Raw genomic sequence first — 22,555 nt, forward strand, 5'->3', positions numbered from 1 at the left:
CCGTCCCGGACAGCCATGCCTGAACAGGCCGCCTCCGATGTTCGTACTTGATGAGAGGGCTCACATGTCCGTACCGCATGTCTCCGTGCACGCCCTGCGCTACAGCAGCAGCCCCGGCCGCAGGGCGAGCGAGGTGTACTACCACCACGGCCTCTACGGCGAACCCGACGACGCCGTGGGGATGGACTACTTCTTCTGGCTCGTCCGCACTCCCACCAAGACCGTTGTCGTGGACTGCGGCTTCAGCACCGGCACGGCGGCGATCCGCGACCGCCGGATCGACACACCCGCCGAGGAGCTGCTGGCCCGGATGGGTACGTCCTTGGAGTCCGTCGACCACGTGGTGCTGACACACATGCACTTCGACCATGTCGGCAACACCGGCCTGTTCCCCCGGGCGACGTTCCACATGGCCCGGGCCGAGTACGACTACTGGACCGGCCAGTACCGCGATCGGCCGGCCTTCTCCTGGCCGGTCGAACCGCCGGACCTCGACGCGGTGCAGGCCCTTCATGCCTCCGGGCGGCTATGGCTCCTGGATGACGAGCAGCAGCTCACACCCGAGGTTCTGCTCACCCGCCTTCCTGGTCACACCCCCGGGCAGCTCGTCACTGAGGTGTCCGGGGGCACTCGACAAGTGGTGCTGGCCTCGGACGCCATGCACTACTACGACGAGGTGCGTCAGGACCGGCCCTTCTACCTCTTCACCGACCTCGTCGGCATGTACGACGCGTACACATGGCTGCGGGAACTCGACGCACGGCCCGTTACCGACGTTGTGCCAGGGCACGACCCGGAGGTCGCGAAGCGTTACGAGGAGGTGGAGCGTGACTGCTTCGACCTCCTCGCCCCCGTGTCCGCGAGTACGGCGCCGCGGTCTCTCGGCGCCGGGGTGGCACATCCGGACATCAGGGTCTGACGCACTGTCACCCCGCGTCCGCGGTGCGCTCTCCGTGCCGCGGACGCGCACGTACCGTGCACTACCTGACAGTCGATAGTAGAGAATATATACTGGTGTGTGTGGGGGACTACGTGTCGAGATCCGCAGAAGGGCTCGGCCGACCGGCGAGGATCGAGGTGAGGCACATGACTGGACGGACCGCCCTGGTGATCGGCGGCACCGGCCCGACCGGGCCGGACGTGGTGCGCGGGCTGCGCGAACGCGGTTTCGACACCACGGTCTTCCACAGCGGTCGGCACGAGGTCGACGATCTGCCGCCGGAGGTCCGACACCTTCACGGGGACCCTCATTTCGCCGAGACCCTGGCCGAGGCGCTCGGCGGGCGGGAGTTCGATGTGGTGGTCGCCCAGTACGGGAGGCTGCGCCACATCACCCAGCACTTTCGGCACCGCACCGGCCACCTCGTCGCCATAGGTGGCCTCATGAGCCCGCTCGCGCGGGTGGAGGACACACGTTGGGGGCCTCTCGGTCGACCGGCCCTGGTGCGCGAGGAGGCACGCCACTTCAGGACCGACGGCGAGGGGGACCGCCTCGGACTCCGAGTGGCCGAAGCCGCCCGCGGGTTGGCGGCGGCGCGCGCCGAGGGAGCGTTCCGGGCGACGTACATCGCCTATCCGACGCTCTACGGCCCTCGCCAGCCCGGCTCCCCGGAGTGGTCGATCGTGCGCCGGCTGCGTGACGGGCGACGCCACATCGTGGTGCCCGACGGTGGGAGGCGGCTGGAGTCGCGGGCTTTTGTGCGAAACGTGGGCCTGGCGCCCCTCCTGGCCGTCGACCGGCCCGAGACGGCCGACGGCGCGTCGTACGTGGTGACCGACCGTGAGACGTATGAGGTCCGGCAGCGCATCGAGTGGATCGCGCGCTACATGGGCGTCGACGTGGAACTGGTCGACCTGCCCTACGACGTGGCCACGCCGGCGCACCCGTACTACCGCGGGGGGCAGCAGCATCGGGTGGTGCTGGGCGAGCGGATCCGGTCGGACCTGGGCTACGAGGACCGCTACGACGCGGCGTCGGCGCTCCAGCAGACCGTCGACTCGCTGCTCAGCGCGTCCGACACCGACATCAACGAGATCGAGGAACAGCTAGGTGACCCCTTCGACTACGCCCAGGAAGACCAGCTCATCGACTGGTGGCGGCGGACGCGCGACGACGGGCCCCGGCCCGCGGGCCAGCCCTTCAGGTATGCCCACATCTACCGCCACCCCACCGGGCCCGGGGAATCCTGGCGGCGGCCCCCGGCCCGCTGACGCGGCGCCCGGCCCCTCACGCGCGGACCTGTCGCGCCTCGGGCCGTCCGCGCTCGCCCCCGGACTGTGGCGCATGGCCCTGCCGTTCCCCAGCCCGCTGGGCTACTCCTTCTCCTATCTGTTGCGCTACGAGACCGGCTTCGTCGCGGTCGACCTCGGATGGGACACCGACGAGGGCTGGGAGCTGTTCTGTGCGGCGCTGACCCGCGCGGGCGGCAGCCTGGACGAGCTGGCCGGTGTCGTCGTCACGCACGCCCACCCCGACCACTACGGACTTGCCGAGCGCGTGCACCGGCACACCGGCGCGTGGATCGGTATGCACCCGGCGGAGCAGGTGCAGATCGCTCGCACCGAGAAGGCGCGCCGCCGCCGCGTGATCGACATCGAGAGTTGGCTGCGGCGCTGTGACGTGCCGCGTGGGCGACAGGACGAAATGCTGTCGGACCGGGAGCAGTTGATGGGCGACCTGCCGTCGGCATGGCCGGACGTGCCCCTGCTCGACGGGGCCGCCGTACCCGGTACGGGCGGCCACTTGAAGGCGATCCACACGCCCGGGCACACCCCTGGACACCTGGTGTTCCACGACGGGGAGCGCAACATGCTGTTCACCGGGGACCACGTCCTGCCGAGGGTGACCCCGAACGTGTCCTGGAGGCCGAACTCCGCGCCTGATCCGCTGGAGGACTACCGCCGCTCGGTGGCCCGGCTCACGCCGTACGGGGACGCGCTCGCGTTGCCTGGTCACGAGTGGTCGTTCGATCGGCTCGGGTCACGTCTGGAGGAACTCGACGCGCACCACGAAGAGCGGCTCGATGAGATCGAGACGCTGGTCGGCCTGGGGCACCGCACCGTATGGAGTGTGGCCCGGGCGGTGAGCTGGGCGCGTCCGTTCGACTCACTCGCCCCGCGTGCCGTCCGGTCGGCGCTGGGGGAGACCCACGCACACCTGACCCGCCTGAGCAACGTGGGCCGGCTGGTCCTGGAGGAAGGCGAGCCGCCGGTGTGGCGGGCCGCTGCCGCGTGATTGCAGGAGGAAGGCCGGTTCACGGGCCGGCGGCGGGCACAACGGGCCGTTCAGCTTGTCGAACCCGTGGCGGGGGCGGCCTTCTTCCGGGTGCGGGCGCCCTCCCATTCCTCGATGTGGCGCAGCCGGACCTGACGATGGTCGGACATGGCGTCGATGACACCATCGGTGTCCCGGGCGGCGAACTTTTTGATCATCGCCTGGTGGTGCCGGTAGCTGCGGGTACTGTCGACCGGTTCGGCCGCACCGTAGGGAGCGGCGACGTCCCACAGGTAATTCAGCAGAGTCAGGAGCCGGTCCGACCCCGTGCGCTCGAACGCCACGAAATGGAATTCCCGGTTCAGGTCGAGGTACTGGAGCCGGTGATCAGGGCTGGTGTGTTTCTTCATCAGCTCGTTGACGCGACGCATTTCCTCGACGTCCCCATCAGTGATCTTGGGGACGGCCATGGTGTAGGCCTCGGTCTCGAGGATCTCGCGGAGCCGGTAAATGTCCGAGAGGTCGCTGGAGGTGAGCTCGCGGGTGAAGAAGCCCTGCGCCTGCCGGTGCTCGATATAGCCGCTCGCGGTGAGCGACCTCAATGCCTCGCGTACGGGAATATGAGAGACATCCAGCTCGGCGGCGAGCGCGGAGGGGGACAAGCGCGATCCGGGAGGGAACCGGCCCTCGGCAATGGCCGTCTTGATGCTGCGTGTTGTGTAGGCGACCAGGGTCTCTGGCTTACCTGTGCCGTCTTTGGGCATATGGATCCCCGCCTCGGGTTGAAATCTACTATCTATTCTAGATGCTGGACAGGAGATCGCGGAGCGGCTCAGCTCGTCGTGCTCCCGGGAGCCTGCTCTCCCGCCCCTCCCCGCCGACTGAACAGCGAGCCGAGCACCGAGGCCAGGAGCAGGGCGACAAAAACCCGTACCAACTGGACCGTGACGATCACGCCGGCCGAGGCACCGGACCCGATGGCGATCGCGGTCACGGCAGGTAGCCCACCCGGAGTTGACGCCAGATAGCCATCGAGCTGACTCATCGCTGTGGCCTTGGCAAACAGAGCCCCAGCCAGGGCGCAACCGGCGAGCCCGAGGAGCAACTGGCCGGCTATCAGCGGGAAGGACTTCACCAGCAGGCGCATCGTGGCGGGGGAGAGCGACACCCCTGCCGCCAGGCCGATGAGGGCGTACCCGGGCAGCAGGAGTGGCTGGGGGACGGCTGTGCTGGGGAAGAGTCCTGACAGGGACAGGCCGGTGGCGACAAGCAGAGGCAGCACGATCCGTGAACCGCTGAACGAGATCCGGCTGGCGAGCATCATCCCGGCCACCAGGCAGGTGGCGGCGAAGGCGGCCCCGGACCAGTCGCCGAGGCCGGTCTCCGGCGACTGCGTACTCGCCTGAGCCGTCGACCGGCCGCCCCCCCCAGCACGTGGGCGGCCAGCGGGACGGAGACGAGGACGGCGATCACCCGCAGATACTGGATCGCCATGACAGCCGCGTCGTCCCCGCCCACTTCGCGCACCACACCCGTCACACCGGAGGCGGCCCCGGCAATCGAGGCAAACGCCGCCGTCGTGGCAGAGATACCCGGGGCCAGGCGGAGCAGTTGGCCGCAGGCCATCGTGACGGCGAGCGTCACCAGGACGGATCCGATGATCTGGACCGGAGCGTCGAGCACCAACCGCACTACGTCGTCGTCGATCTGCGAGCCGGCGGCGACGCCGACCACTGCGAGACCGTAGCCCTGCATGCCGCCCGGGAGCCGGCGTTCCCCGCCGGTCATCAAGGTGGTCGCGGCGCCTGCGATCACGCCGGCGAGCAGAGCGGCGGACGGGACTCTCAGGAGTGTCAGGACGGCTGCGGCGACCGCATAACTGGAGACGAGGAGTGCCCAGAACCGTGGCTGGCTCATCTTGTTGCGGTCGTTGGCGGGCAAGGCGCCCTTCTCCTTTCACAGCCGCACACACGCGCGGTCGCACACATCGGGGGCCACAGTTGATCAACGACCGTGGTACTTCGGGTGACGCTTCTCCCGGAAGGCGCTCATGGCTTCCTTCGAGTCCTCGGTCGACTGGATGACGGCCTGGTGGGAGGAGACGAGGTCGAGTGAGGCGGCGAAGCTCATCGACTCGCCGTGTACGACCGCACGCTTGATCATTCGGGTGGCCAGCGGAGGAGCGGCGGCCACCCGGGCTGCGAACTCGCTGACCCGCTCCTCGAATTCGTCGTCGGCGTAGACGTGGTTCACCATGCCCAGTTCAAGAGCAGTCGCGGCATCGACGAACTCGCCTGTCCACAGCAGCTCAAGTGCCTTGGCCCGACCGACCAGGCGGGGCAGCAGATGGCAGCCCCCGTCTCCGGGGAGCAGACCGACCCGGATGTACCCCTCGGACAGTTGGGCGCCGGACGCCGCGAGTCGGATGTCGGCCATCAGCGCCATGTCGAGTCCGGCGCCGACCGCCACGCCTGGAAGCGCGGCGAGGTAGGGCTTGTCGAAAGCCTCCACGGCGCGCGCCACGATGTGGACCTTGTCGGTGAGCATGCGCTTGTCCGACCAGGGCGTACCTCGCTCGGTTGCGAACCCGTCGAGGTCGACGCCTGCACAGAAGGCCCCGCCGGCGCCTGTCACGAGCACCACCCGGACATCGTCGTTGTACTGGGCCTCGTCCAAGAAGCCGGCCCACTGCTGGAGCATTTCGAAGGTGAAGGCGTTCTTCCGGTGGGGCCGGTTGAGCGTGATCGTGCCCACCCCTTCGTGGATGGAGAACTCGATGTCGGCCATGTGTGTTGCTCCTTCACAGGTGGGAGGGGCGGGATCTCCCCACCGTGACTCTATAATATATTCCTGCCGCGTGTCTCCTCTTCGCCGCCCCATCTCCTGGCTCCGAGTGGGTTCCAGGGGGTGGGTGTCGCTATCACCCTGCGGGAAGTGTTGACGCCCTCCGGGGTAGAGGATAGATGATATATCGCAGCTGACGCCGGGCCGTGTTCGGGACCTCACGCCGCCGCTCACATCCACGCGGGCAACCGCCCCACGGCCTGTACCGCACACCGGAACAAGGAGTAAGGGAACTGTGACCATCCCCCCAGCGAACCGGGTTGTCGTCAAGCAGGAAGTCGATCTGCGTATAGGAGGTGCATTCGAACCCGGACGCGGGCCGACGTTCGCCGTGACCAACCCCGCGACCGAGGACGTCATCGCGGAGATCCGCGAAGCCTCCCCGGAGCAGATCGACCGCGCTGTCGCCGAGGCGCAGGCAGGTCTCGACCGAGGGGAGATGAGTAACGCCGAGGAGCGATCGGCCGCCCTGAACCGACTGGCCGATGTCATCGAAGCGCACGCGGACGAGATACTCGCCGTATCCGTCGACGAGGTGGGCACGCCCGTGTCCACGGCGAAGAACATGCACGTGGACACGTCTCTTCGGGCGCTGCGTCAGCTGGCGATGGACACGCTGACCGACCGGACCGAGCACCTGGGCCGCGACGAGGGGCCGCCCGCCAGCGACTCAAAGGTGATCCACCGCCCCGTCGGCGTCGTGGCCGGCGTCTGTGCCTACAACTACCCACTGCTCTTTGCCGTGATCAAGATGGGAGCCGCCTACGCCGCAGGCTGCCCGACCGTCCTGTTGTCCTCCCCGAACGCCCCGCTGAGCCTGCTCAACTTCGGCCGCTACGCGCAGGAGGCGGGCCTGCCCTCCTCCGCGCTCAGCGTGCTGGCCGGTGGCGTCGACGTGGCCCAGCGCCTCATCTCACGTCCGCAAGTCGCCAAGGTGAGCTTCACCGGCTCCGTGCCCGCGGGCAAGGCTGTCATGGCGACCGCCGCCGAAGGGCTCCGCGGCGTGGTCCTCGAACTGGGCGGCAAGTCCGCCGCGATCGTGCTGCCCACAGCGGATCCCGAGGCGGTCGTGGCCCCCATCCACTCCCGCTACCTGCGCAACGCAGGGCAGGGCTGCGCCTCTCCCACGCGCATTCTTCTCCACGAGTCGCAGGCGGCCGCCTTCCTCGCGCGCAGCCGTGAGTACTTCGCCTCCGTCTCGGTCGGCGACCCGTGGGACCCCGAGACCCTCGTGGGCCCCGTCATCAGCGCCCGGCACCGCGAGAACGTGCTCGGCTACATCGAATCGGCCCTCGCCGACGGCGGCGAGATCCTGGCGCGCGGGCACAGCCCGGAGGGGAGGGGTTGGTGGGTGGCACCCACGCTGATCGGCGGACTCGGAAATGAAGCCCGGGTGAACCAGGAGGAGATCTTCGGTCCGGTCGCCACCGTCCAGACCTACCGCGGCATCGACGAAGCCGTCGCCCTTGCCAACGACTCGACGTTCGGCCTGCACGCCACGGTATGGGGTCCGATGGAGGAGGCCGCGGCCCTCGCCCCGCGCCTCGACGCCGGTCAGGTCTCTCTCAACGGCGGAGGCGCCAAGCGCCCGGACGCGCCGAACGGCGGCTGGAAGAACAGCGGCATCGGCCGCGAGTTCGGCGAGGCCGGGATCCGCGAGTTCCTGGAGCCGGTGCACATCCAATGGCCCGTCAACTGAGCGGCCCCCATCAGCCGTTCCACACCGGGCCGGTACGCCATACCGACGAGCCCACGAGCCGCGACGCGAAGGATGGTCAGTCATGCCCGATATGCGATACGCCGTGCACGCCCTCCGTTACGCACAGAGCGTTGGTGAACGATCCTCGTACTTCTACCGCTACGACCTGTCCGGGGAGCCCGACGGAAGGCAGGACATCGACTGGTACTTCTGGCTGTTGCAGGGCAACGGCAAGACAGTTCTCGTCGACTGCGGGTTCGACCAGGAGCGCGCCGCACGCAAGGGGCGGTACGGAGGCACCGATCCGCGTGAGCTGCTGTCACGGGCCGGCGTGCGAGCCGCAGATGTCGACCACGTGATCATCTCGCATGCCCACTACGACCACGTGGGCAACATCGGGCTGTTCCCGCAGGCCACCTTCACCATGGCGCGCTCCGAATACCAGTGGATCACCGGCCCTTACGCCGACCGCTTCCCGACCTGCTGGACCGTCGAGCGGGAGGAGCGTGACCTCATCGAGAACCTTCACCGCGACGGCCGCTTCACTCTCGTCGACGGGCGCACCGAGGTCTTCCCCGGAATCGAGGTACGGCCCGTCGGCGGACACACCCCCGGGCAAACACTCACCGAGGTCACCACGGACTCCGGGCAGATCGTCCTCGCCTCTGACGCGGCCCATCTCTACGAGGAGTTGGAGCAGGACAAACCGTTCAACATGCTCCACGATCTCGACCGCATGTTCGCCACGTATGAGGAACTGCGCGAGCTGAGTGCGCGCCCCGGCACGAGCGTCATAGCCGGTCACGATCCGATCGTGGGTCGGTCCCACGCGGAGGTGGAGCCGGACTGCTTCGACCTGACCCGGCCCGTCGGACCGTGACCGCACCAACGCGGTGCGGCACACATGCAGAACGCTCACGACGTACAGCATCTGATGAAAGGCATGACGAACAATGACCATTGTCCCCGCCGGTATTCCTGCCACGAGTCGGGCGGCCGTGGTGGTCGGCTTCGACGAGCCACTTGAGGTACGCGAGATACAGATACCCGAACTGGAGCCCGGAGCGGCCCTCGTCGAGATCGAGGCGGCCACGGTGTGCGGGAGTGACGTGCACCTGTGGGACGGGTCCATCTCGGCCATCCGCCCGCTGGAACTGCCGATCGTCCCCGGCCACGAGATGGCGGGTCGGGTCGTCGCCCTGGGATCACAGGACATCACCGACATCGTGGGTGACCCTCTCGAGATCGGCGACCGCATCGTGTTCACCCAGGGGCGGTGTGGCAACTGCTACCACTGCACGGTGGCCGGCCAGCCCAACCTCTGTTCCGACCGCAAAAATTACGGCACCAACTGCGAACGCTTCCCCTACCTTGTCGGGGGCTTCGCCGAGCACTGTTACGTCTACCCGAGCTCGCGCAAGATCAAGATTCCGGACGGCGTGAAGTCGGAGTGGGCCTCAGCCGCCAGCTGTGCGCTGCGCACCGTGGTCAAGGCCTTCGACCGGCTCGGGCCGGTGCAGCCCTGGCAGACGGTCGTCATCCAGGGGTCAGGTCCGCTCGGCCTGTTCGCCACAGCGATGGCCTCGACGTTGGGCGCGGCGCGCATCCTGGTGGTCGGTGACCCGGCCGACCGTCTCGACCTGGCCAGGGTCTGGGGCGCGACGGAGACCGTATCGGTCTCGGATCACCGTGACCCTGCCGCTCGCGTCGACGAGATCAGGGAACTCACCGGCGGCGTCGGCGCCGAGATCGTCATGGAGTTCTCGGGCGCACGCACCGCGTTCACGGAGGGGGTGAGCATGGTGCGCCGCGGCGGCCGATTCCTCGTGGCCGGTCAGGTGGGCCCGCACACAGTGGAGTTCGAGCCCACCGCGATCACCCGTGGACACATCGATGTCATCGGATCCTTCTCGGCCTCCGAGGCCGAGTACTGGCGGGCTCTGCGGTTCATGCACGACAACAAGGACCGATTCGACTTCGACCGGATGTTGTCGAACCGGTACGGCCTCGGCGATGTCACCAAGGCCCTCCAGGGAATGCAGGGGCTGAGCGAGATCAAACCAGTGATCGTGCCGGGGCTGTCCGGCTGAAGGGGCCGGGGCCACGCCTCGCGGGGTGGTGGCCCGCCTCCCGACTGTCCACCCGCACGCATACGGCTGTGCCCGTCCTCCCTCATGGGACGGACGGGCACAGCCGTAGCGGTTCGCGGTCACACCACGCCGGACTCTCTCAGCGCGCTCAACTCATCTGGGGAGAAGCCGAGTTCACCCACAAGTACCTCCTCCGTGTGGGCTCCGAGACGGCCGGGACGAGTGGGTTCGACCATGGCGGAGCTGGACAAGACCAGGGGATTGCCCCAGGTGAGCCACTCGCCCTTCTCGTCGTGCATGCGTCGCAGCACGGGCCGTTCGGCGACGTGCGGATCCTCCAGAACCTCCGGCAGGGTGATCACCGGAGCCGCCGGGATGTGCGCGTCCCGCAGTACCTCACCGATCTCGTGCTTGGACAGTGTCACGGTCCACTGCTCGACGAGCTTGTCCACGGCCTCCATCTCCGCGCACCGCACCGCCATGGTGGCGAAACGCGAATCGTCGGCTTCCGGATTGCCCATCAGTGCGCACAGCCGCTGCCAGTGCGCGTCCGTCGGACACAGCAGAGCGACCCAACCGTCGTTGGTCCGGTACGCGTTGTACGGGCTGACTGCGAGCCCACCGTTGCGATTGCCGGTGCGTTCGGGAATGGTGCCGCCGCTGTTGACGTACCCGGCGATGTTCGAGGTCAGGGACGTCATTGCCGCGTCCTGCAGAGCGATCTCGACATGCTGGCCCTCGCCGGTCCGCTCCCGCTGATACAGCGCGGTCATCACACCTGCGAGCAGGTGACTGCCACCGAGGAAGTCCACGACCGAGGGGCCGGTGCGCAGGGGAGGACCGTCGTCGAAGCCTGTGGTGCTCATGAACGCGGTACGTGCCTGGATGGACATGTCCATGGACGTTTCCCCCGCGTACGGCCCGTACGAGCCGTAGCCGGTACCGGAGGCCATGATCAAACGCGGATTCGCACGGCTCAGGGTCTCGTATCCGAGCCCGAATCGATCCATCGCACCGGGGGAGAGGTTCTGCACCAGGACGTCGGCCTGCCGCACCAGTTTGAGCAGAACCTCTCGGCCGGCCTCCTGCTTCAGGTCGAGGCGGATGAACCGCTTGCCGGCGTTGATCAGTTGGAACTGTACGGCGACGCCCTCGTCGTCGACCGTCGGCAACCGCCGGTAGGGATCGCCGTCCGGGGCCTCGACCTTGATGACATCGGCCCCCATGCGGGCCATGAGCATCGAACAGTAGGGCCCAAAGTAGAACTGGCCCAGATCTATCACTTTGATGCCGTCAAGTGCGGTCATGTGTCACCACCTGTGTATGTAGGAACTGAGTGCGTCGCTCGGCACACGCTCATGAGGCAGCCGCGCCGTCAGCCGCTGCCGCGACCCCGACCGCCCCCGAGGCCACCAGTGCGGCGACTTCCTCGGTGCTCTTGCCGAGGACGCCCGCCAGGACGTCCTGAGAGTTCTCGCCGATGCGCGGCGGAGTCCTCGACTCGGCCTGCGGCCAGGACGTGGAGCGCACCGGGTTGCGCACCGTCGGGACCGACCGCTCGGCCGTGCCGACCTCCTGAATTACCTCGTTGACCTGGGCCTGTTCGGAGGCGATGGCCTCGTGGAGTTCGAGCACCGGGCTGCAGGGGACATCGGCTTCGTCGAGGGCCGTGAGCCAGTCCTCGCGCTTCCGGGTCCGGAAGATCTCCTCGATCATCGGGACGAGGACGTCGCGGTTGCGCAGCCGGTCGGCGTTGGTCGCGAAGCGCTCGTCGTCCGGCCACGCCGGGCGCCCAACGGCTGTGCACAACCGCTTCCAGAATCCGTTCGTGAAGGCGCCGACCATGACGTACGCGCCGTCGCTGCACTCGAACGCCTGGTAGGGCACGATCTGCGCGTGGGTACGCCCACTGCGTGGCACGGTTTCGCCGAGTCCCGCGACCCCCGGTATGTAGTTCGCCATCAGCGCGATGCTGCTGTCCAGCATGGCGACCTCGATGTGCTGGCCCTCCGGATGCTGGTCCCTGGCGTACAGGGCGGTGAGAATGCCGGTCAGGCCGAACAGGCCGGTGCCGTAGTCGCTGAGGGGGGCGCCGACACGGACGGGCCCGCCCCCCACCTCGCCGGTGATTCCCATCAGGCCCGAGACGGACTGCATGATGATGTCGTTCGCGGGACGGCCACTGAGCGGGCCGTGGGCGCCGAAGGCCGAGAGGGAGCAGTAGACGACGCCGGGGCGGCGCTCGCGAACGTGGTCGTAGCCGAGGCCGAGCCGGTCCATCACGCCGGGGCGGAAGTTCTGGACGATGATGTCGGACTTCTCAGCCAGTTCGAGCGCGACAGCGCGGCCGGCCTCGGTGTGCAGGTCCAGGGCGACACCTCGCTTGTTGCGATTCAGTGCGAGGTAGTAGTCGCTCTCGAACCGGCCGAGCATCGGCTTGCCCATGTGCCGGGCGCCGTCGCCGCGCCCGGGCTTCTCGATCTTGATGACGTCGGCACCGAGATCGGCCAGCATCATCGTGGCGTACGGACCGGCCGCGGCATGGGTGAAGTCGAGGACGCGGAGGTCCCGGAGGGGGCGGGCACCACTGGTCATATGTGTTCCTGTTCTCCTCGCAGGCGGATGTGCGGGTGGCGGGACGACGTGGGGCCGGCCCTGGGTGAGGGCCGGCCCCACACCATCGCGGCGGCAGGCAGGCAGGTCCGCCCGGCCCGACCGTGCCGCTCCGTGGACGAGCAGGGCAGGAGCCGGGTGCGGAGAAGCGACCCACCGCCGTTTCACGCGGGCCGCCCGGGTGGGGCGCCCACGTCGTCCGTACGGTCAGCCCGCGGCGCGGCCGTCCTCCTCGACGTCCACCGGGAACTGCACCGGCCCGTGCTCGCGGCTCGGCAGCGCGAAGATCACGGTGCCGGGCATGACGTCGTCACCGCGCTGGTTGACCGAGGTGAAGGTGCCCTTGACGTAGCAATTACCGGTCTTGGCGCCGCGCCACTTGTCGACGACCTCGCCCTTGATCCGGTAGACGTCACCGAGGAAGACCATGCCGCGGTACTGGAAGTCGAGGTCGGCGACCCAGCCCTCGTCGCCCGGCCACAGGCTGGCCCAGTAGGTGGCGTAACCGCCGCGCTGGGAGCCGTAGTCGTAGGGCGCCGGCATGCCGATCTCGCTCGCCATGTACTCGTCCCAGTGGACGCGCTCGATCGCCTGCGGGATGCCGGTCTTGGGGTCGACCACGGCCGCCTTCGGAGAGCGGCGACGGTAGTCCAGCCAGTACTTGCCGGCCCGCACGTGCGGTGAGCCGATGCCCTGCAACCAGGCGACCATGTCCGGAACGGTCAACGGCCCCTTTGTGACCGGGTCGATGGTGTCTCCTGCCCGGACGTCCTCCCAGTACCGCGTCTCTTTGCCGCGAGGATGCTCCGCCTCGACCTCGGAGTCGATCTGGGCGATGTCCTCGGCGGTGTAGGTGCCCAGCTCCAGCGTCTTGTTCTTGCCCTGGGACTTGGACTCGCCGCGCTCCATCCGGAAGATCGGCATGATCTGGATGGCCACCAGCTCGTCATGCTGGTTGTAGTAGCGGATCTCGTCAGCCTGGACGAGCATCCGGTTGGCCATGCGACCGGACTTGAAGTCCAGCTTCACGAGCTCCTTGGTCGCGCGGACCTTGTCACCGTCGTACAGGGGCTTGAAGAACCTCCAGTGGTCGCCGGAGTGGAGACCGTGCACGCCGGGGAGACCCTGGCCGTGCCGCAGGTCCCAGCTGCCCCATGCGACGCCGTAGTAGACCCCGGGGGGAGCGATGAGCTTGCCGTGTGGACCGGAGGCGGCGTAGTCCTCGTCTGTGTAGAGGGGGTTCTGGTCGCCGGTGGCGCGCGTGAAGTGAGTGATGCTGTCGCCGTTGATGTACCGGATGTACGGCTGCTCGATGGGCTTGACCTTGCCCATGCGGTTGCGCATCTTCTGCAGCGCTTCCTCGGTCATCTTGCCGTACTCGGGGTTGGCCTCGGTGCCCACGGGCCGCTCCTTTGGTAGATAGTATATTCTCGTGATTGCTCTACGTGGCCCACTCAAGGCCGGACGGCGAGCACGTCAGGAGATTAATATATTCTCTACTCTGTGTCGATAGGTCAGGTGCGGGAGGGGATCGGGGCCCGGCGCGGCACGAGGCGCTGATGATGGTGGCGAGGGGCTCAAGGGGCTGATGACGAACCGCCGAGTGCGCGGGGCGACTTGGCGGCCGTTCGGCCTGGCTGACCGCCCCGACCGCGCGGCCGCGGCCGCGCAGGATCACCGGACAGGGAGCCCGAGGCGCCGTACCCACGCGTCGATCTGGTCCCCGGATTCGCGTACCTTCTCGCCCTGAACGGCGAGGCCGTCGGCGATGGTCGCTCCGGGGCAGGAGGCGCGGTAGTCACGTTCGGTCGTGCCCAGGCCGCTCATGGCGTAGGTGGTGATCGGGACGACGGTCTTGTCGCGGAAGTCGAGGCTCTCCGTGAACGTCGTCATGATCATCGGGGCGCGTACGTTCCAGATCGGACTGCCGAGCAGGACCGTGTCGTAGCGGGCGATCGCACGCAGCGGGTTGGCGACGTCGGGGCGGGCGTCGTCCTCCTGTTCGCGGACATTACGGGCGACGGTCTCGGCGTAGCTGTCCGGGTAGGTGTCGGCGGCCTCGATGCGATGGACGTCGCAGGTGATCCGGTCGGCGATCATGCCGGCCAGGACTTCGGTGTTGCCCACCTTGAGGTCCCGGCGCTTGCCGTAGTAGTAGTTCTCGCCCGGTCGGGAGAAGTACGCCAACAGGATCCGACGCGGCTCCGGGCCGGATGTGGCGGACCGTGTGCCGGGTTCCGTTGTGGTGGACGCCGCGGGTTCCGCCGGAGTGGATGACGAGGAGCCGCCGACCGTCGCCGCCGCCGCGCCGGCCAGCAGGCCTCGCAGGACGGTGCGCCGCTGCGGCCTGCTGGGGAAGACGACGGAACTCACCGGTCGAGGGCTCCGGTTCAGGCGTCCAGTCGCCGGGCGCTCAGCCACTTGACGATCTCCGGGTCGTGGTGGTCGAAGAAGAGCGTGGCTCCGGTGTCCAGGGTGGCGATGGACGCCATCTCGTCGGCGGCGAGCTCGAAGTCGAACACGTCCAGGTTCTCGGCCATCCGCTCGGGCTGCACCGACTTCGGGATCGAAGCGACGCCGCGCTGCACGGCCCAGCGCAGCACCACTTGGCCGACCGACTTCCCGTGCTTCTTGCCGATCTCGCTGAGCACGGGGTTGGTGAACAGGCCGTTCTTGCCCTGCGCGAAACCGCCCCATGCCTGGAGCTGCACGCCCTGCTCGGCCATCAACTCCTGGTATTCGGTGCGCTGGTGGAAGGGGTGTGCCTCGATCTGGTTGACCGCGGGCACGATCTCGTTGTTGATGATGAGGTCGAGAAGACGGTCGGGGAAGAAGTTGGCGACACCGATCGCCTTGGCGAGCCCTTCCCGGTTCAAGGACTCCATGGCCCGCCACTGCCCGTACACGTCGCCGTAGGGCTGGTGCATCAGATAGAGGTCGAGGTGATCGAGGCCGAGCTTGTTCAGGGAGGTCTCGAAGGCGCGCTTGGTGGTGTCCTCGGCGGGGGCGTCCTGGACGTACAGCTTGGTGGTGATGAAGAGGTCCTCGCGGGGGATGCCGCTGGACTTGATGGCGCGGCCGACGGCTTCCTCGTTGCCGTACGAAGCTGCCGTGTCGAGCAGCCGATAGCCGGCGGCGAGGGCGTCGGTGACGGCCTGTTCGGTCTCTTCGGCGAGGATCTGATAGACGCCGAAGCCGATGATCGGCATCTTGACGTCGTTGTTCAGGGTGACGTGCTGCATGGGTTCTCCAGGGGGAGGCAGAGGGCGTGGAAGTGGGCGCTGGGGTCAGCGCTCCATCATCTTCATCTGGCCTTCGGTGTGCGTGTCGCCGGCCGCGGGCGGAAGGTCCGTCAGGCGCTTCAGCTGGGCGGGAGTGAGCTGGATGGCGTCGGCGGCGGCGTTCTCCTCGAGGCGGCTGACGCGCTTGGTGCCCGGGATGGGGGCGATGTCGTCGCCCTGGGCGAGCAGCCAGGCGATGGCGACCTGGGCCGGGGTGGCATCGGCCTCGGCGGCGATGTCCTTGACCTCGTCGGCCAGGCGCAGGTTGTGCTGGAAGTTCTCACCGGTGAAGCGAGGGTTGTCGCGCCGGAAGTCGTCCTTGTCGAAGCCCTCGGTGGAGCGGATGGTCCCCGTGAGGAATCCGCGGCCGAGCGGGGAGAACGGGACGAAGCCGATGCCGAGTTCGCGCAACGTCGGGAGGACCTGAGCCTCGGGGTCTCGCGTGAAGAGGGAGTACTCGGACTGGACGGCGGTGACCGGTGTGACGGCATTCGCCCGGCGGATCGTGTCGGGCCCGGCCTCGGACAGGCCGAACGCGCGGACCTTGCCCTCGGCGATCAGCTCGCCCACGGCGCGCGCCGTCTCCTCGATGGGCGTGTTCGGGTCGACGCGGTGCTGGTAGTACAGGTCGATGTGGTCGGTGCCGAGGCGGGTCAGTGAGCCCTCGACGGCGGATCGGATATTGGCCGGGCCGGAGTCGACGTTCCCCGGGCCGCCTCCCTCGTGGGACACCAGGCCGAACTTCGTCGCAAGGACCACCTCGTCGCGGCGCCCCTTCAGCGCGCGGCCGAGCAGTTCCTCGTTGGTGTACGGACCGTAGATCTCGGCGGTGTCGATGAAGTTGACACCGAGCTCCAGCGCACGGTGCACCGTGCGGATGGATTCCGCGTCGTCGGTTCCTGCTCCGGTGTAGGCCTGGGACATGCCCATCGCCCCGAGACCGATCCGGGAAACGTTCAGATCACGCAGGTGGATGTGGTGCATCATGCTCTCCGCTCCATCGATTCGGGGCCGGTTCCACTCTCGTCCGGTGGTCCGGCCGCCGCTCGTCGGGAGCTCGCCGCCACGCGCGGCGAGCCGACCCGGGCACGACCACGCGCGCCCTCCGTGACCCGGCAGGTGCGCTGCGGCCGCCCTTCTCGCCGGAAGCCTACGACCGACTTGGCCGCGTCATCGCGTCTGCGCTGCCTCAATGGGGGGCCGAGCTGTTAGGGGGAGTGACAGGGCCCCTCACGTCACGACCTCTCCGACCCCGCCTCCCGCACCTACTACGACAAGAAGATCAAGGAGGGCAAGCACCACACCCAAGCCCTCCTCTGCCTCGCCCGCCGCCGAACCGACGTCCTCTACGCGATACTCCGCGACGGCACCTTCCACCAACCCCGGCCGACGGCTGCCGTCACCTGACCAGCGGCTCCGCGAGGAGAACGACTCGATCAGCCTCCACATCGAAACCGAGCACCGGATGACCCGAGTCACTCTCCGGATCCATCAGCACCGGCTTGCCCAAGTGCCGCCCGATCTCACGAAGGAAGCCACAGAACACGTCCAGTCGCTCCTGGCCCTGCAACTCCCGCAGATTGACGTCGAAGTCGATCTCATCGTCGGCATGGGAGCGGAAGATCGCCAGCACACCGTCCACTGGCCACACCCGCAGACTCGGGCACTCGGCGTCCACAGGGCGCCCCGGCACGGCCTCCGCACGAGGCAGCGGGAGCGCCGTCTCGCCTTCGGAGTACTGGCACTTCCAGCCCCTCGCAACGACAAGATCGAGAACCGACTGCCAGTCCTCCAACGAGGCGCCTGAGACACGCACATCCGGCAGCGACCCCATCAAGTCCGGATCGAAGAAGCAACTCACGTCGTCCCACAGCAGATCGGCCATGCCGCCATGCTGCCCGCCGAATCGCACCAACGCAGCCCCGTTTCCCTTGACCAAAGAGATAGGGGCCCCGTGACCGGAGCCCCTGTCGCCGACTGCGTCTGGGTGGCATTTGTGGGCGGACGAGCTGTCTGAGGTGTGAGGGTGGCGGGACGCCTCAAGGAGAGATGTCGCGGGCCGGGTCTGACGATGCGCCTGCCTCGTCGGGCTCCAGCTCCAGTCGTTCGCGCCGGTCCACTCGCGCTGCGGCCCGCGCGAAGGCGCACACGTGCCGCTCCATGCGACGCTTCGCGCCCACTTCGTCCCGCTCCCGGATCGCCCGGGTGACCCGTGCGTGGGCCCGCGTGGTCACCCGGCGGATGTCGTCGTCCAGGAACCCCTCGATGTCCGTTGCCGCGTGGATCGAGCCGGACAGGGCGCTCATGAAGCCGATCAGCAGCTCGTTGCCCGACGCTCGGGCGACAGCGGTGTGCCAGCGGATGTTGCCGCGCAGGAACCGCGGCACGTCGCCGGCGACACCGGCGTCCACCAACTCCTCGTGGGCCGAATCGAGTTGCTTCAGGTCGTGCTCTGTGCGGCGAGCGGCGGCCAGCGCCGCGCAGGCGGGTTCGACGGCCTCCCTTGTCTCGTGCAGGGCGTCGAGCCGCAGGCGCTGGCCCCGGATCACCAACTCGACGGCGCCGGCGAGGGATTCATGGTCGGGGCGGTGCACAAACGCGCCGCCTCCCCGGCCCGGCCTGATCCGCAGCAGCCGCTCGACCTGAAGGATGCGCAGCGCCTCGCGGACCGTGGCGCGGCTCAGACCCGTCTGCTCCACCAGCTCCCGTTCCGGCGGGAGCATCGCACCCTCCGGGAGGGCGCCGGACAGGATGCGTTCGCGGATGTCGGAGGCCAGCACATCCGCCGCCTTCGGCACAGCGACGGGGGTGAACGACTTTCCGGTGACCACGGTTCAGTAGCTCCTCGGCAGGCCCAGTGTGTGCGAGCCCAGATAGTTGAGGATCATCTCCTGGCTGATCGGCGCGATCTTCATCAGCCGCGCCTCCCGGAAGAACCGCGCGACCGCATACTCCTCCGCGTACCCCATGCCTCCGTGCGTCTGCAGCGCCCGGTCGGCCGCGTCGAAACCGGCTTCTGCACACAGGTACTTGGCGGTGTTCGCCTCGCGGCCGCACGGGCGCCCGTTGTCGTACAGCCACGTCGCCTTGCGCAGCATCAACTCCGCGGCGTCGAGCCGGGCGAGGGAGTCGGCGAGCGGGAACTGCAGACCCTGGTTCATCCCGATCGGCCGCCCGAACACCTCCCGCTCGTTGGCGTACTTGACCGCGCGCTCCAGCGCCACCCGCCCGATTCCCAGCGCCTCGGCGGCGATCAGCATGCGCTCCGGGTTGAGGCCGTCGAGGATGTACCGGAACCCCTGGCCCTCCGCACCGACCCGGTCGGCGACCGGCACCCGCAGCCCGTCGATGAACAGTTCGTTGGAGGTCACGGCGTTGCGGCCCATCTTCGCGATGGGGCGGATGTCGATGTGCGTGCGGTCGAGATCGGTGAGGAACAGCGTCATGCCGTCCGTCTTCTTGTCCACGTCGTCCGCGCGCGTGGTGCGGGTCAGGAGCAGGATCTTCTCCGACTCCATGGCCTTGGAGATCCACACCTTGCGGCCGTCGACGACGTAGTGGTCGCCCTCGCGTCGTGCGAACGTGGTGATCCTGGTGGTGTCGAGGCCGGCTCCGGGCTCGGTGACGCCGAAGCAGACGTGCAGATCGCCGGTGGCGACGCGGGGAAGGGTGCGCCGCTTGAGCTCCTCCGAGCCGTGCACGACCACGGGATGCATGCCGAAGATGTTCAGGTGGATGGCGCTCGCCGCGTTCATGCCGCCGCCCGAGCGTGCCACCTCCTCGAGTAGCAGCGTGGCCTCGGTGATTCCGAGGCCGTGGCCGCCGTACTCCTCCGGGATCGTCAGGCCGAGCCAGCCGCCGCGCGCCACGGCGGCGTAGAACTCCTCAGGGAACTCGTGCTGTTGGTCCTTCGCGCTCCAGTAGGCGTCGTCGAACTCGCGGAGCAGTCCCGCGACGGCCTTGCGGATCGTTTCCTGGTCCTCGGTGAGCTGGAAGTCCACGTGTGCACACCTCCGTGACGGCGTGATACCTGACAAAGGTCAGACCGAATGACGGTACTGAAGACTGCCCTCACTGGTATAGGGGGCGCAGGTTCAAATCCTGTCGTCCCGAACAGCGTGTACGCCTGTCACAGACCTGCGCCTGCCGAAAACCTCATCGTGCAGTTCAGGCCACGTGTCGGCATTCGTGCAGGGCCCGCGCCGGTGCCCCGGAGCCGGCGCCTGGCCGACCAGGGTCTTCACCGGACCGTCGGTGCACAGCGCCGCGTCGGTGAGCTCGAACAGCGCGTCACGCCGAGCGGTCGTGCAGTGGTAGAAGACCCGGAAGCGCGACAGTTCCGCCAGCGGATCGTCCAGCACGCCCTGTCCCACCACGCTCACCGGCACGGCCTTCGCGTCGATTCCTGATACCTCTTGGAGATCCAGAATCATGCGGAGGCGGGTCCGCTGTCCTGGAAATTCCCATGTGGGTGACCTGCGCCCACAGTCGGACCGCTACAGCGGCAGGCAGGGATCCCCGACGTCGGCTTTCTCCGCACGCCCTCGGTGGTGAAGGTCAATGATCCGCGGAACGAGCCGCCGCCGAAACGCACTGGGAGCAACGGTTGTCCATGCCCGGGCGGCCACGGTTCGGCCCCGGTTCGCTGCCGTTCGACAGGTGGAAGACCACCGCCGACTGCTGCGGAGACTCCGAGAGGGGCGAAGGGGCATCGGGTGATGTGCCGCTTTTGCGGTCTGGCCCTGTGTCCGGTTCACCGCCAGGATGCCCGGCGTGCGCATGAACGGGGGAGAAGCATCGTGGGTATCGCATTCAGGACGCGGTTCAGGGGGAGCGGGCTTCCAGACACAGATGGGTCTGATGCAGCTTCAGGTGACAGGTCAGGTCAGGTTGACTCGGTCCCCTTGGCATCCCGGGCGCAGGATCCGCTGTGTTGGCCGGCATCAATCTCGTGAACTGCTCTGTGAGACTTGGGTGTTGGCGTCGGCTTGTGACCGGTGGGCTAGGCTCTGCGGTCATGGCTACCGGGACGGCCTTGCGCCACGCACGGATTGGTGACCCGATGCTCTTCTGAGCGCCGTAGGGGCCGATGCAGCCCGCCGTCTGATCGAAGATCTTGCGCTGCCGCGCGGACTCCGCCTCCGTCGGGTTGGTCACACGCTCAACACGTCAGCCACGACAGGAGAGTTCATGCCTATCGAGACGCTGCAGATTCCCGCCACGGACGGCCAGGCCGACGCCTCCGCCGGCTTCCCCGATGGTGGCGGGCGGCACCCAGGGGTGCTGAGGTACGCGGACGGCTTCGGCATCCGGCCCGTGCTGCGGGAGAACCCTCCACCCCTCAGGAGCTGCACGAGACCCTCGCTGCGGCCCGCGCCGAGCAGAAGGCCGAGACCTGGAAGAAGAAGTACGTCCTGCGCTCGGGTATCGAGGGAATCATCATCCAGGCCCTCGACCTCACCGGCATCCGCCGGGCCCGCTACCGTGGCCTGCCCAAGGTCCGTCTCCAGCACGCCTTCTCCGCGACCGCGATCAACGTCATCCGCCTCGACGTCCGCTGGGGCGGGCCCCTCCTCGACAGCCCCCGGACCAGCCGCCTCAGCTGCCACCTAGCCGCATGACTGTCCTCTCGCACTGAACCTTGAGCGCGTTTCACGGAACCCTGAGCGCCCCGATTCCGTGGCTCACGCTGAACCGTACAAGGCCCCCGCTCGACGGGGGCAGCTCTATGCCAATGACGGACCCGAGCTCGTGACGAAGGATGGCACCCGATGACGCTCCCTACCTCCCTGCATGTGATCAATGAGGGGCTGGCGTTCCTCCTGGAAGTGGCGGCCCTCGCCGTCCTCGCCTGGTGGGGGTGGCAGACCGTGGATACCACCGCTCTGCGTCTCCTCCTTGCCGTTGCCGCTCCCACGGTGGCGGCCGTCCTGTGGGGGTTGTTCGCCGCCCCGAAGGCCCGGATACCGGTGCAGCTGGCGGGGGTCCTGACCGTGAAGGTGCTGATCTTCGGTGCCGCAGCCGCTGCCCTGTACACCATGGGCCGGCATGGGTGGGCCACCGCTTTCGCCGTCGTGGTCGCGGCCAATACCGTCCTTGCCACCCTGGACCGGCAAGCCTTGATGCATCAGGGTGCCTGACTGATCCGCCCCTCTCTCATCAACCCGGTCAAGGTCCGGTGAGACGCACTCAAAAATCAGTGAGACGGGACCATGACCGCCGAGAATTGCGCAGCAGAGTCCTTCAGGTGGGCAACGCAACGCTCGACGGGGACGCGACCGGCGGCCAGGATCAGGTCGGCCGGGGCGCCGAGGCCGGCAGCACGCAGGTGGGCCAGGATGTGGTTGGGGCGGGCGGCGGTGATCTCGTGGGTGCGGCCGGGCCGGGCGGCCGATATCCATACCGGACAGTCCCGCTCGTCGGTCAGGGCAAGCACGTGCGGGCCGTGGCGGTGATGCTTGCCGGAGTAGTTCGGGCGGTTCGCCTTGCCGGTACGGCGCTGGGGGAATCAGAGTGCCGTCGCTCAGTTCGACCTCGCTGCCCCGCTTGACGTTTTTTTCAGGGCGCGGCCCAGACGCGGGGGCCTCTCGGCGAGCAGCTCGCGCCGCTGCAGTGAACGCGGCTCACTGGTCGGCGAGTTGATGGCGCTGGTAGGCGGCCAGATGTCGCTCGGCGGCGCAGCGGTGCCGGTACAGCTGGCGCACGCTGACCCCACGTTCCAGGGCCAAGACCTGCATGGTCTCCCCGCCCAGCCGGGTACGCGCGATCAGCCGGACCTCGGCTACATCCACTACCCGGGGTGTCGGCGACGGAC

General features: G+C 68.1%; 22 protein-coding genes and 4 pseudogenes. 10 read left to right on the plus strand and 16 right to left on the minus strand.

Features of this window, described 5'->3' with window-relative positions; all coding sequences use genetic code 11:
- The first annotated feature begins 64 nt into the window (after positions 1–64).
- From ABT004_RS03775 to ABT004_RS03785, 3 genes are all read left to right on the plus strand, one after another.
- The gene (locus ABT004_RS03775) at positions 65–919 is read left to right on the plus strand and encodes an N-acyl homoserine lactonase family protein (protein WP_351331216.1); all 855 of its coding nucleotides are present in this window, start codon (positions 65–67) and stop codon (positions 917–919) included.
- A 167-nt stretch (positions 920–1,086) separates the two neighbouring features.
- Positions 1,087–2,211 (plus strand): Rossmann-fold NAD(P)-binding domain-containing protein, encoded by a 1,125-nt coding sequence (locus ABT004_RS03780; RefSeq protein ID WP_351331217.1) that lies wholly within the window; start codon positions 1,087–1,089, stop codon positions 2,209–2,211.
- 73 nt (positions 2,212–2,284) lie between these two features.
- Complete coding sequence (locus ABT004_RS03785; protein ID WP_351331218.1) at positions 2,285–3,235, plus strand: MBL fold metallo-hydrolase; 951 nt, start codon at positions 2,285–2,287, stop codon at positions 3,233–3,235.
- A 50-nt stretch (positions 3,236–3,285) separates the two neighbouring features.
- On the opposite strand, the gene ABT004_RS03790 is transcribed toward ABT004_RS03785, so the two are convergent.
- The 4 genes and pseudogenes from ABT004_RS03790 to ABT004_RS03805 form a co-directional block, all read right to left on the minus strand.
- Positions 3,286–3,978 (minus strand): GntR family transcriptional regulator, encoded by a 693-nt coding sequence (locus ABT004_RS03790; protein ID WP_351331219.1) that lies wholly within the window; start codon positions 3,976–3,978, stop codon positions 3,286–3,288.
- Between the two features lie 68 nt (positions 3,979–4,046).
- Positions 4,047–4,553: pseudogene (locus ABT004_RS03795) on the minus strand (AbrB family transcriptional regulator); the annotation flags it as partial.
- Positions 4,535–5,131: an AbrB family transcriptional regulator gene (locus ABT004_RS03800; protein ID WP_351331346.1), complete on the minus strand. Its 597-nt coding sequence runs from the start codon at positions 5,129–5,131 to the stop codon at positions 4,535–4,537. The pseudogene ABT004_RS03795 and the gene ABT004_RS03800, both read right to left, overlap by 19 nt.
- A gap of 87 nt (positions 5,132–5,218) precedes the next feature.
- Positions 5,219–6,001, minus strand: coding sequence for an enoyl-CoA hydratase/isomerase family protein (locus ABT004_RS03805; protein WP_351331220.1), 783 nt, complete (start codon positions 5,999–6,001; stop codon positions 5,219–5,221).
- Between the two features lie 292 nt (positions 6,002–6,293).
- On the opposite strand from ABT004_RS03805, the gene ABT004_RS03810 reads away from it, so the two are divergent.
- The 3 genes from ABT004_RS03810 to ABT004_RS03820 all read left to right on the plus strand — a co-directional run bounded on the left by ABT004_RS03810 (position 6,294) and on the right by ABT004_RS03820 (position 9,847).
- Positions 6,294–7,757: an aldehyde dehydrogenase family protein gene (locus tag ABT004_RS03810; protein ID WP_351331221.1), complete on the plus strand. Its 1,464-nt coding sequence runs from the start codon at positions 6,294–6,296 to the stop codon at positions 7,755–7,757.
- An 82-nt stretch (positions 7,758–7,839) separates the two neighbouring features.
- Positions 7,840–8,637, plus strand: coding sequence for an N-acyl homoserine lactonase family protein (locus ABT004_RS03815; protein WP_351331222.1), 798 nt, complete (start codon positions 7,840–7,842; stop codon positions 8,635–8,637).
- Between the two features lie 73 nt (positions 8,638–8,710).
- A complete protein-coding gene (locus ABT004_RS03820) occupies positions 8,711–9,847 on the plus strand; it encodes a zinc-binding dehydrogenase (RefSeq protein ID WP_351331223.1) in 1,137 nt (378 codons plus the stop codon).
- A gap of 119 nt (positions 9,848–9,966) precedes the next feature.
- Here ABT004_RS03820 and ABT004_RS03825 read toward each other — a convergent pair whose 3' ends face one another.
- The 6 genes from ABT004_RS03825 to ABT004_RS03850 form a co-directional block, all read right to left on the minus strand.
- The gene (locus ABT004_RS03825; protein ID WP_351331224.1) at positions 9,967–11,154 is read right to left on the minus strand and encodes a CaiB/BaiF CoA transferase family protein; all 1,188 of its coding nucleotides are present in this window, start codon (positions 11,152–11,154) and stop codon (positions 9,967–9,969) included.
- 49 nt (positions 11,155–11,203) lie between these two features.
- Positions 11,204–12,442, minus strand: a complete 1,239-nt coding sequence (locus ABT004_RS03830; protein WP_351331225.1) for a CaiB/BaiF CoA transferase family protein — start codon at positions 12,440–12,442, stop codon at positions 11,204–11,206.
- A 225-nt stretch (positions 12,443–12,667) separates the two neighbouring features.
- Positions 12,668–13,861: an FAS1-like dehydratase domain-containing protein gene (locus ABT004_RS03835; RefSeq protein ID WP_351331226.1), complete on the minus strand. Its 1,194-nt coding sequence runs from the start codon at positions 13,859–13,861 to the stop codon at positions 12,668–12,670.
- A 273-nt stretch (positions 13,862–14,134) separates the two neighbouring features.
- Positions 14,135–14,833 carry a flavodoxin gene (locus ABT004_RS03840; RefSeq protein ID WP_351331227.1) on the minus strand — a complete coding sequence of 233 codons (699 nt, stop codon included), beginning with the start codon at positions 14,831–14,833 and terminating at the stop codon, positions 14,135–14,137.
- A gap of 17 nt (positions 14,834–14,850) precedes the next feature.
- Positions 14,851–15,702 (minus strand): aldo/keto reductase, encoded by an 852-nt coding sequence (locus ABT004_RS03845; protein WP_351331228.1) that lies wholly within the window; start codon positions 15,700–15,702, stop codon positions 14,851–14,853.
- Between the two features lie 45 nt (positions 15,703–15,747).
- Complete coding sequence (locus tag ABT004_RS03850; protein WP_351331347.1) at positions 15,748–16,725, minus strand: aldo/keto reductase; 978 nt, start codon at positions 16,723–16,725, stop codon at positions 15,748–15,750.
- 258 nt (positions 16,726–16,983) lie between these two features.
- On the opposite strand from ABT004_RS03850, the pseudogene ABT004_RS03855 reads away from it, so the two are divergent.
- Positions 16,984–17,148, plus strand: a pseudogene (locus ABT004_RS03855) (IS110 family transposase); the annotation flags it as partial.
- Here the strand turns inward: ABT004_RS03855 and ABT004_RS03860 are convergent.
- The 4 genes from ABT004_RS03860 to ABT004_RS03875 form a co-directional block, all read right to left on the minus strand.
- Entirely contained in the window at positions 17,141–17,626 is a 486-nt protein-coding gene (locus ABT004_RS03860; RefSeq protein WP_351331229.1) for a hypothetical protein, read from the minus strand. The pseudogene ABT004_RS03855 and the gene ABT004_RS03860 sit on opposite strands and share 8 nt — an antisense overlap.
- A gap of 154 nt (positions 17,627–17,780) precedes the next feature.
- A complete protein-coding gene (locus ABT004_RS03865) occupies positions 17,781–18,572 on the minus strand; it encodes a FadR/GntR family transcriptional regulator (protein ID WP_351331230.1) in 792 nt (263 codons plus the stop codon).
- Positions 18,573–18,575: 3 nt separating this feature from the next.
- Complete coding sequence (locus ABT004_RS03870; RefSeq protein ID WP_351331231.1) at positions 18,576–19,742, minus strand: acyl-CoA dehydrogenase family protein; 1,167 nt, start codon at positions 19,740–19,742, stop codon at positions 18,576–18,578.
- Positions 19,743–19,835: 93 nt separating this feature from the next.
- Positions 19,836–20,174, minus strand: coding sequence for a hypothetical protein (locus ABT004_RS03875; RefSeq protein WP_351331360.1), 339 nt, complete (start codon positions 20,172–20,174; stop codon positions 19,836–19,838).
- Positions 20,175–20,931: 757 nt separating this feature from the next.
- On the opposite strand from ABT004_RS03875, the pseudogene ABT004_RS03880 reads away from it, so the two are divergent.
- From ABT004_RS03880 to ABT004_RS03890, 3 genes and pseudogenes are all read left to right on the plus strand, one after another.
- Positions 20,932–21,069: pseudogene (locus ABT004_RS03880) on the plus strand (dienelactone hydrolase family protein); the annotation flags it as partial.
- A 20-nt stretch (positions 21,070–21,089) separates the two neighbouring features.
- The gene (locus ABT004_RS03885) at positions 21,090–21,362 is read left to right on the plus strand and encodes a transposase (protein WP_351331348.1); all 273 of its coding nucleotides are present in this window, start codon (positions 21,090–21,092) and stop codon (positions 21,360–21,362) included.
- A 150-nt stretch (positions 21,363–21,512) separates the two neighbouring features.
- Complete coding sequence (locus tag ABT004_RS03890; protein ID WP_351331232.1) at positions 21,513–21,881, plus strand: YrdB family protein; 369 nt, start codon at positions 21,513–21,515, stop codon at positions 21,879–21,881.
- 56 nt (positions 21,882–21,937) lie between these two features.
- On the opposite strand, the pseudogene ABT004_RS03895 reads toward ABT004_RS03890, so the two are convergent.
- Positions 21,938–22,216, minus strand: a pseudogene (locus ABT004_RS03895) (transposase family protein); the annotation flags it as partial.
- Between the two features lie 148 nt (positions 22,217–22,364).
- Positions 22,365–22,532, minus strand: a complete 168-nt coding sequence (locus tag ABT004_RS03900; RefSeq protein ID WP_351331233.1) for a hypothetical protein — start codon at positions 22,530–22,532, stop codon at positions 22,365–22,367.
- Between the last annotated feature and the right edge of the window lie 23 nt (positions 22,533–22,555).

Origin of the sequence: Streptomyces sp. NPDC002790 (assembly GCF_040295505.1) — a bacterium.
Lineage (GTDB): Bacteria > Actinomycetota > Actinomycetes > Streptomycetales > Streptomycetaceae > Streptomyces.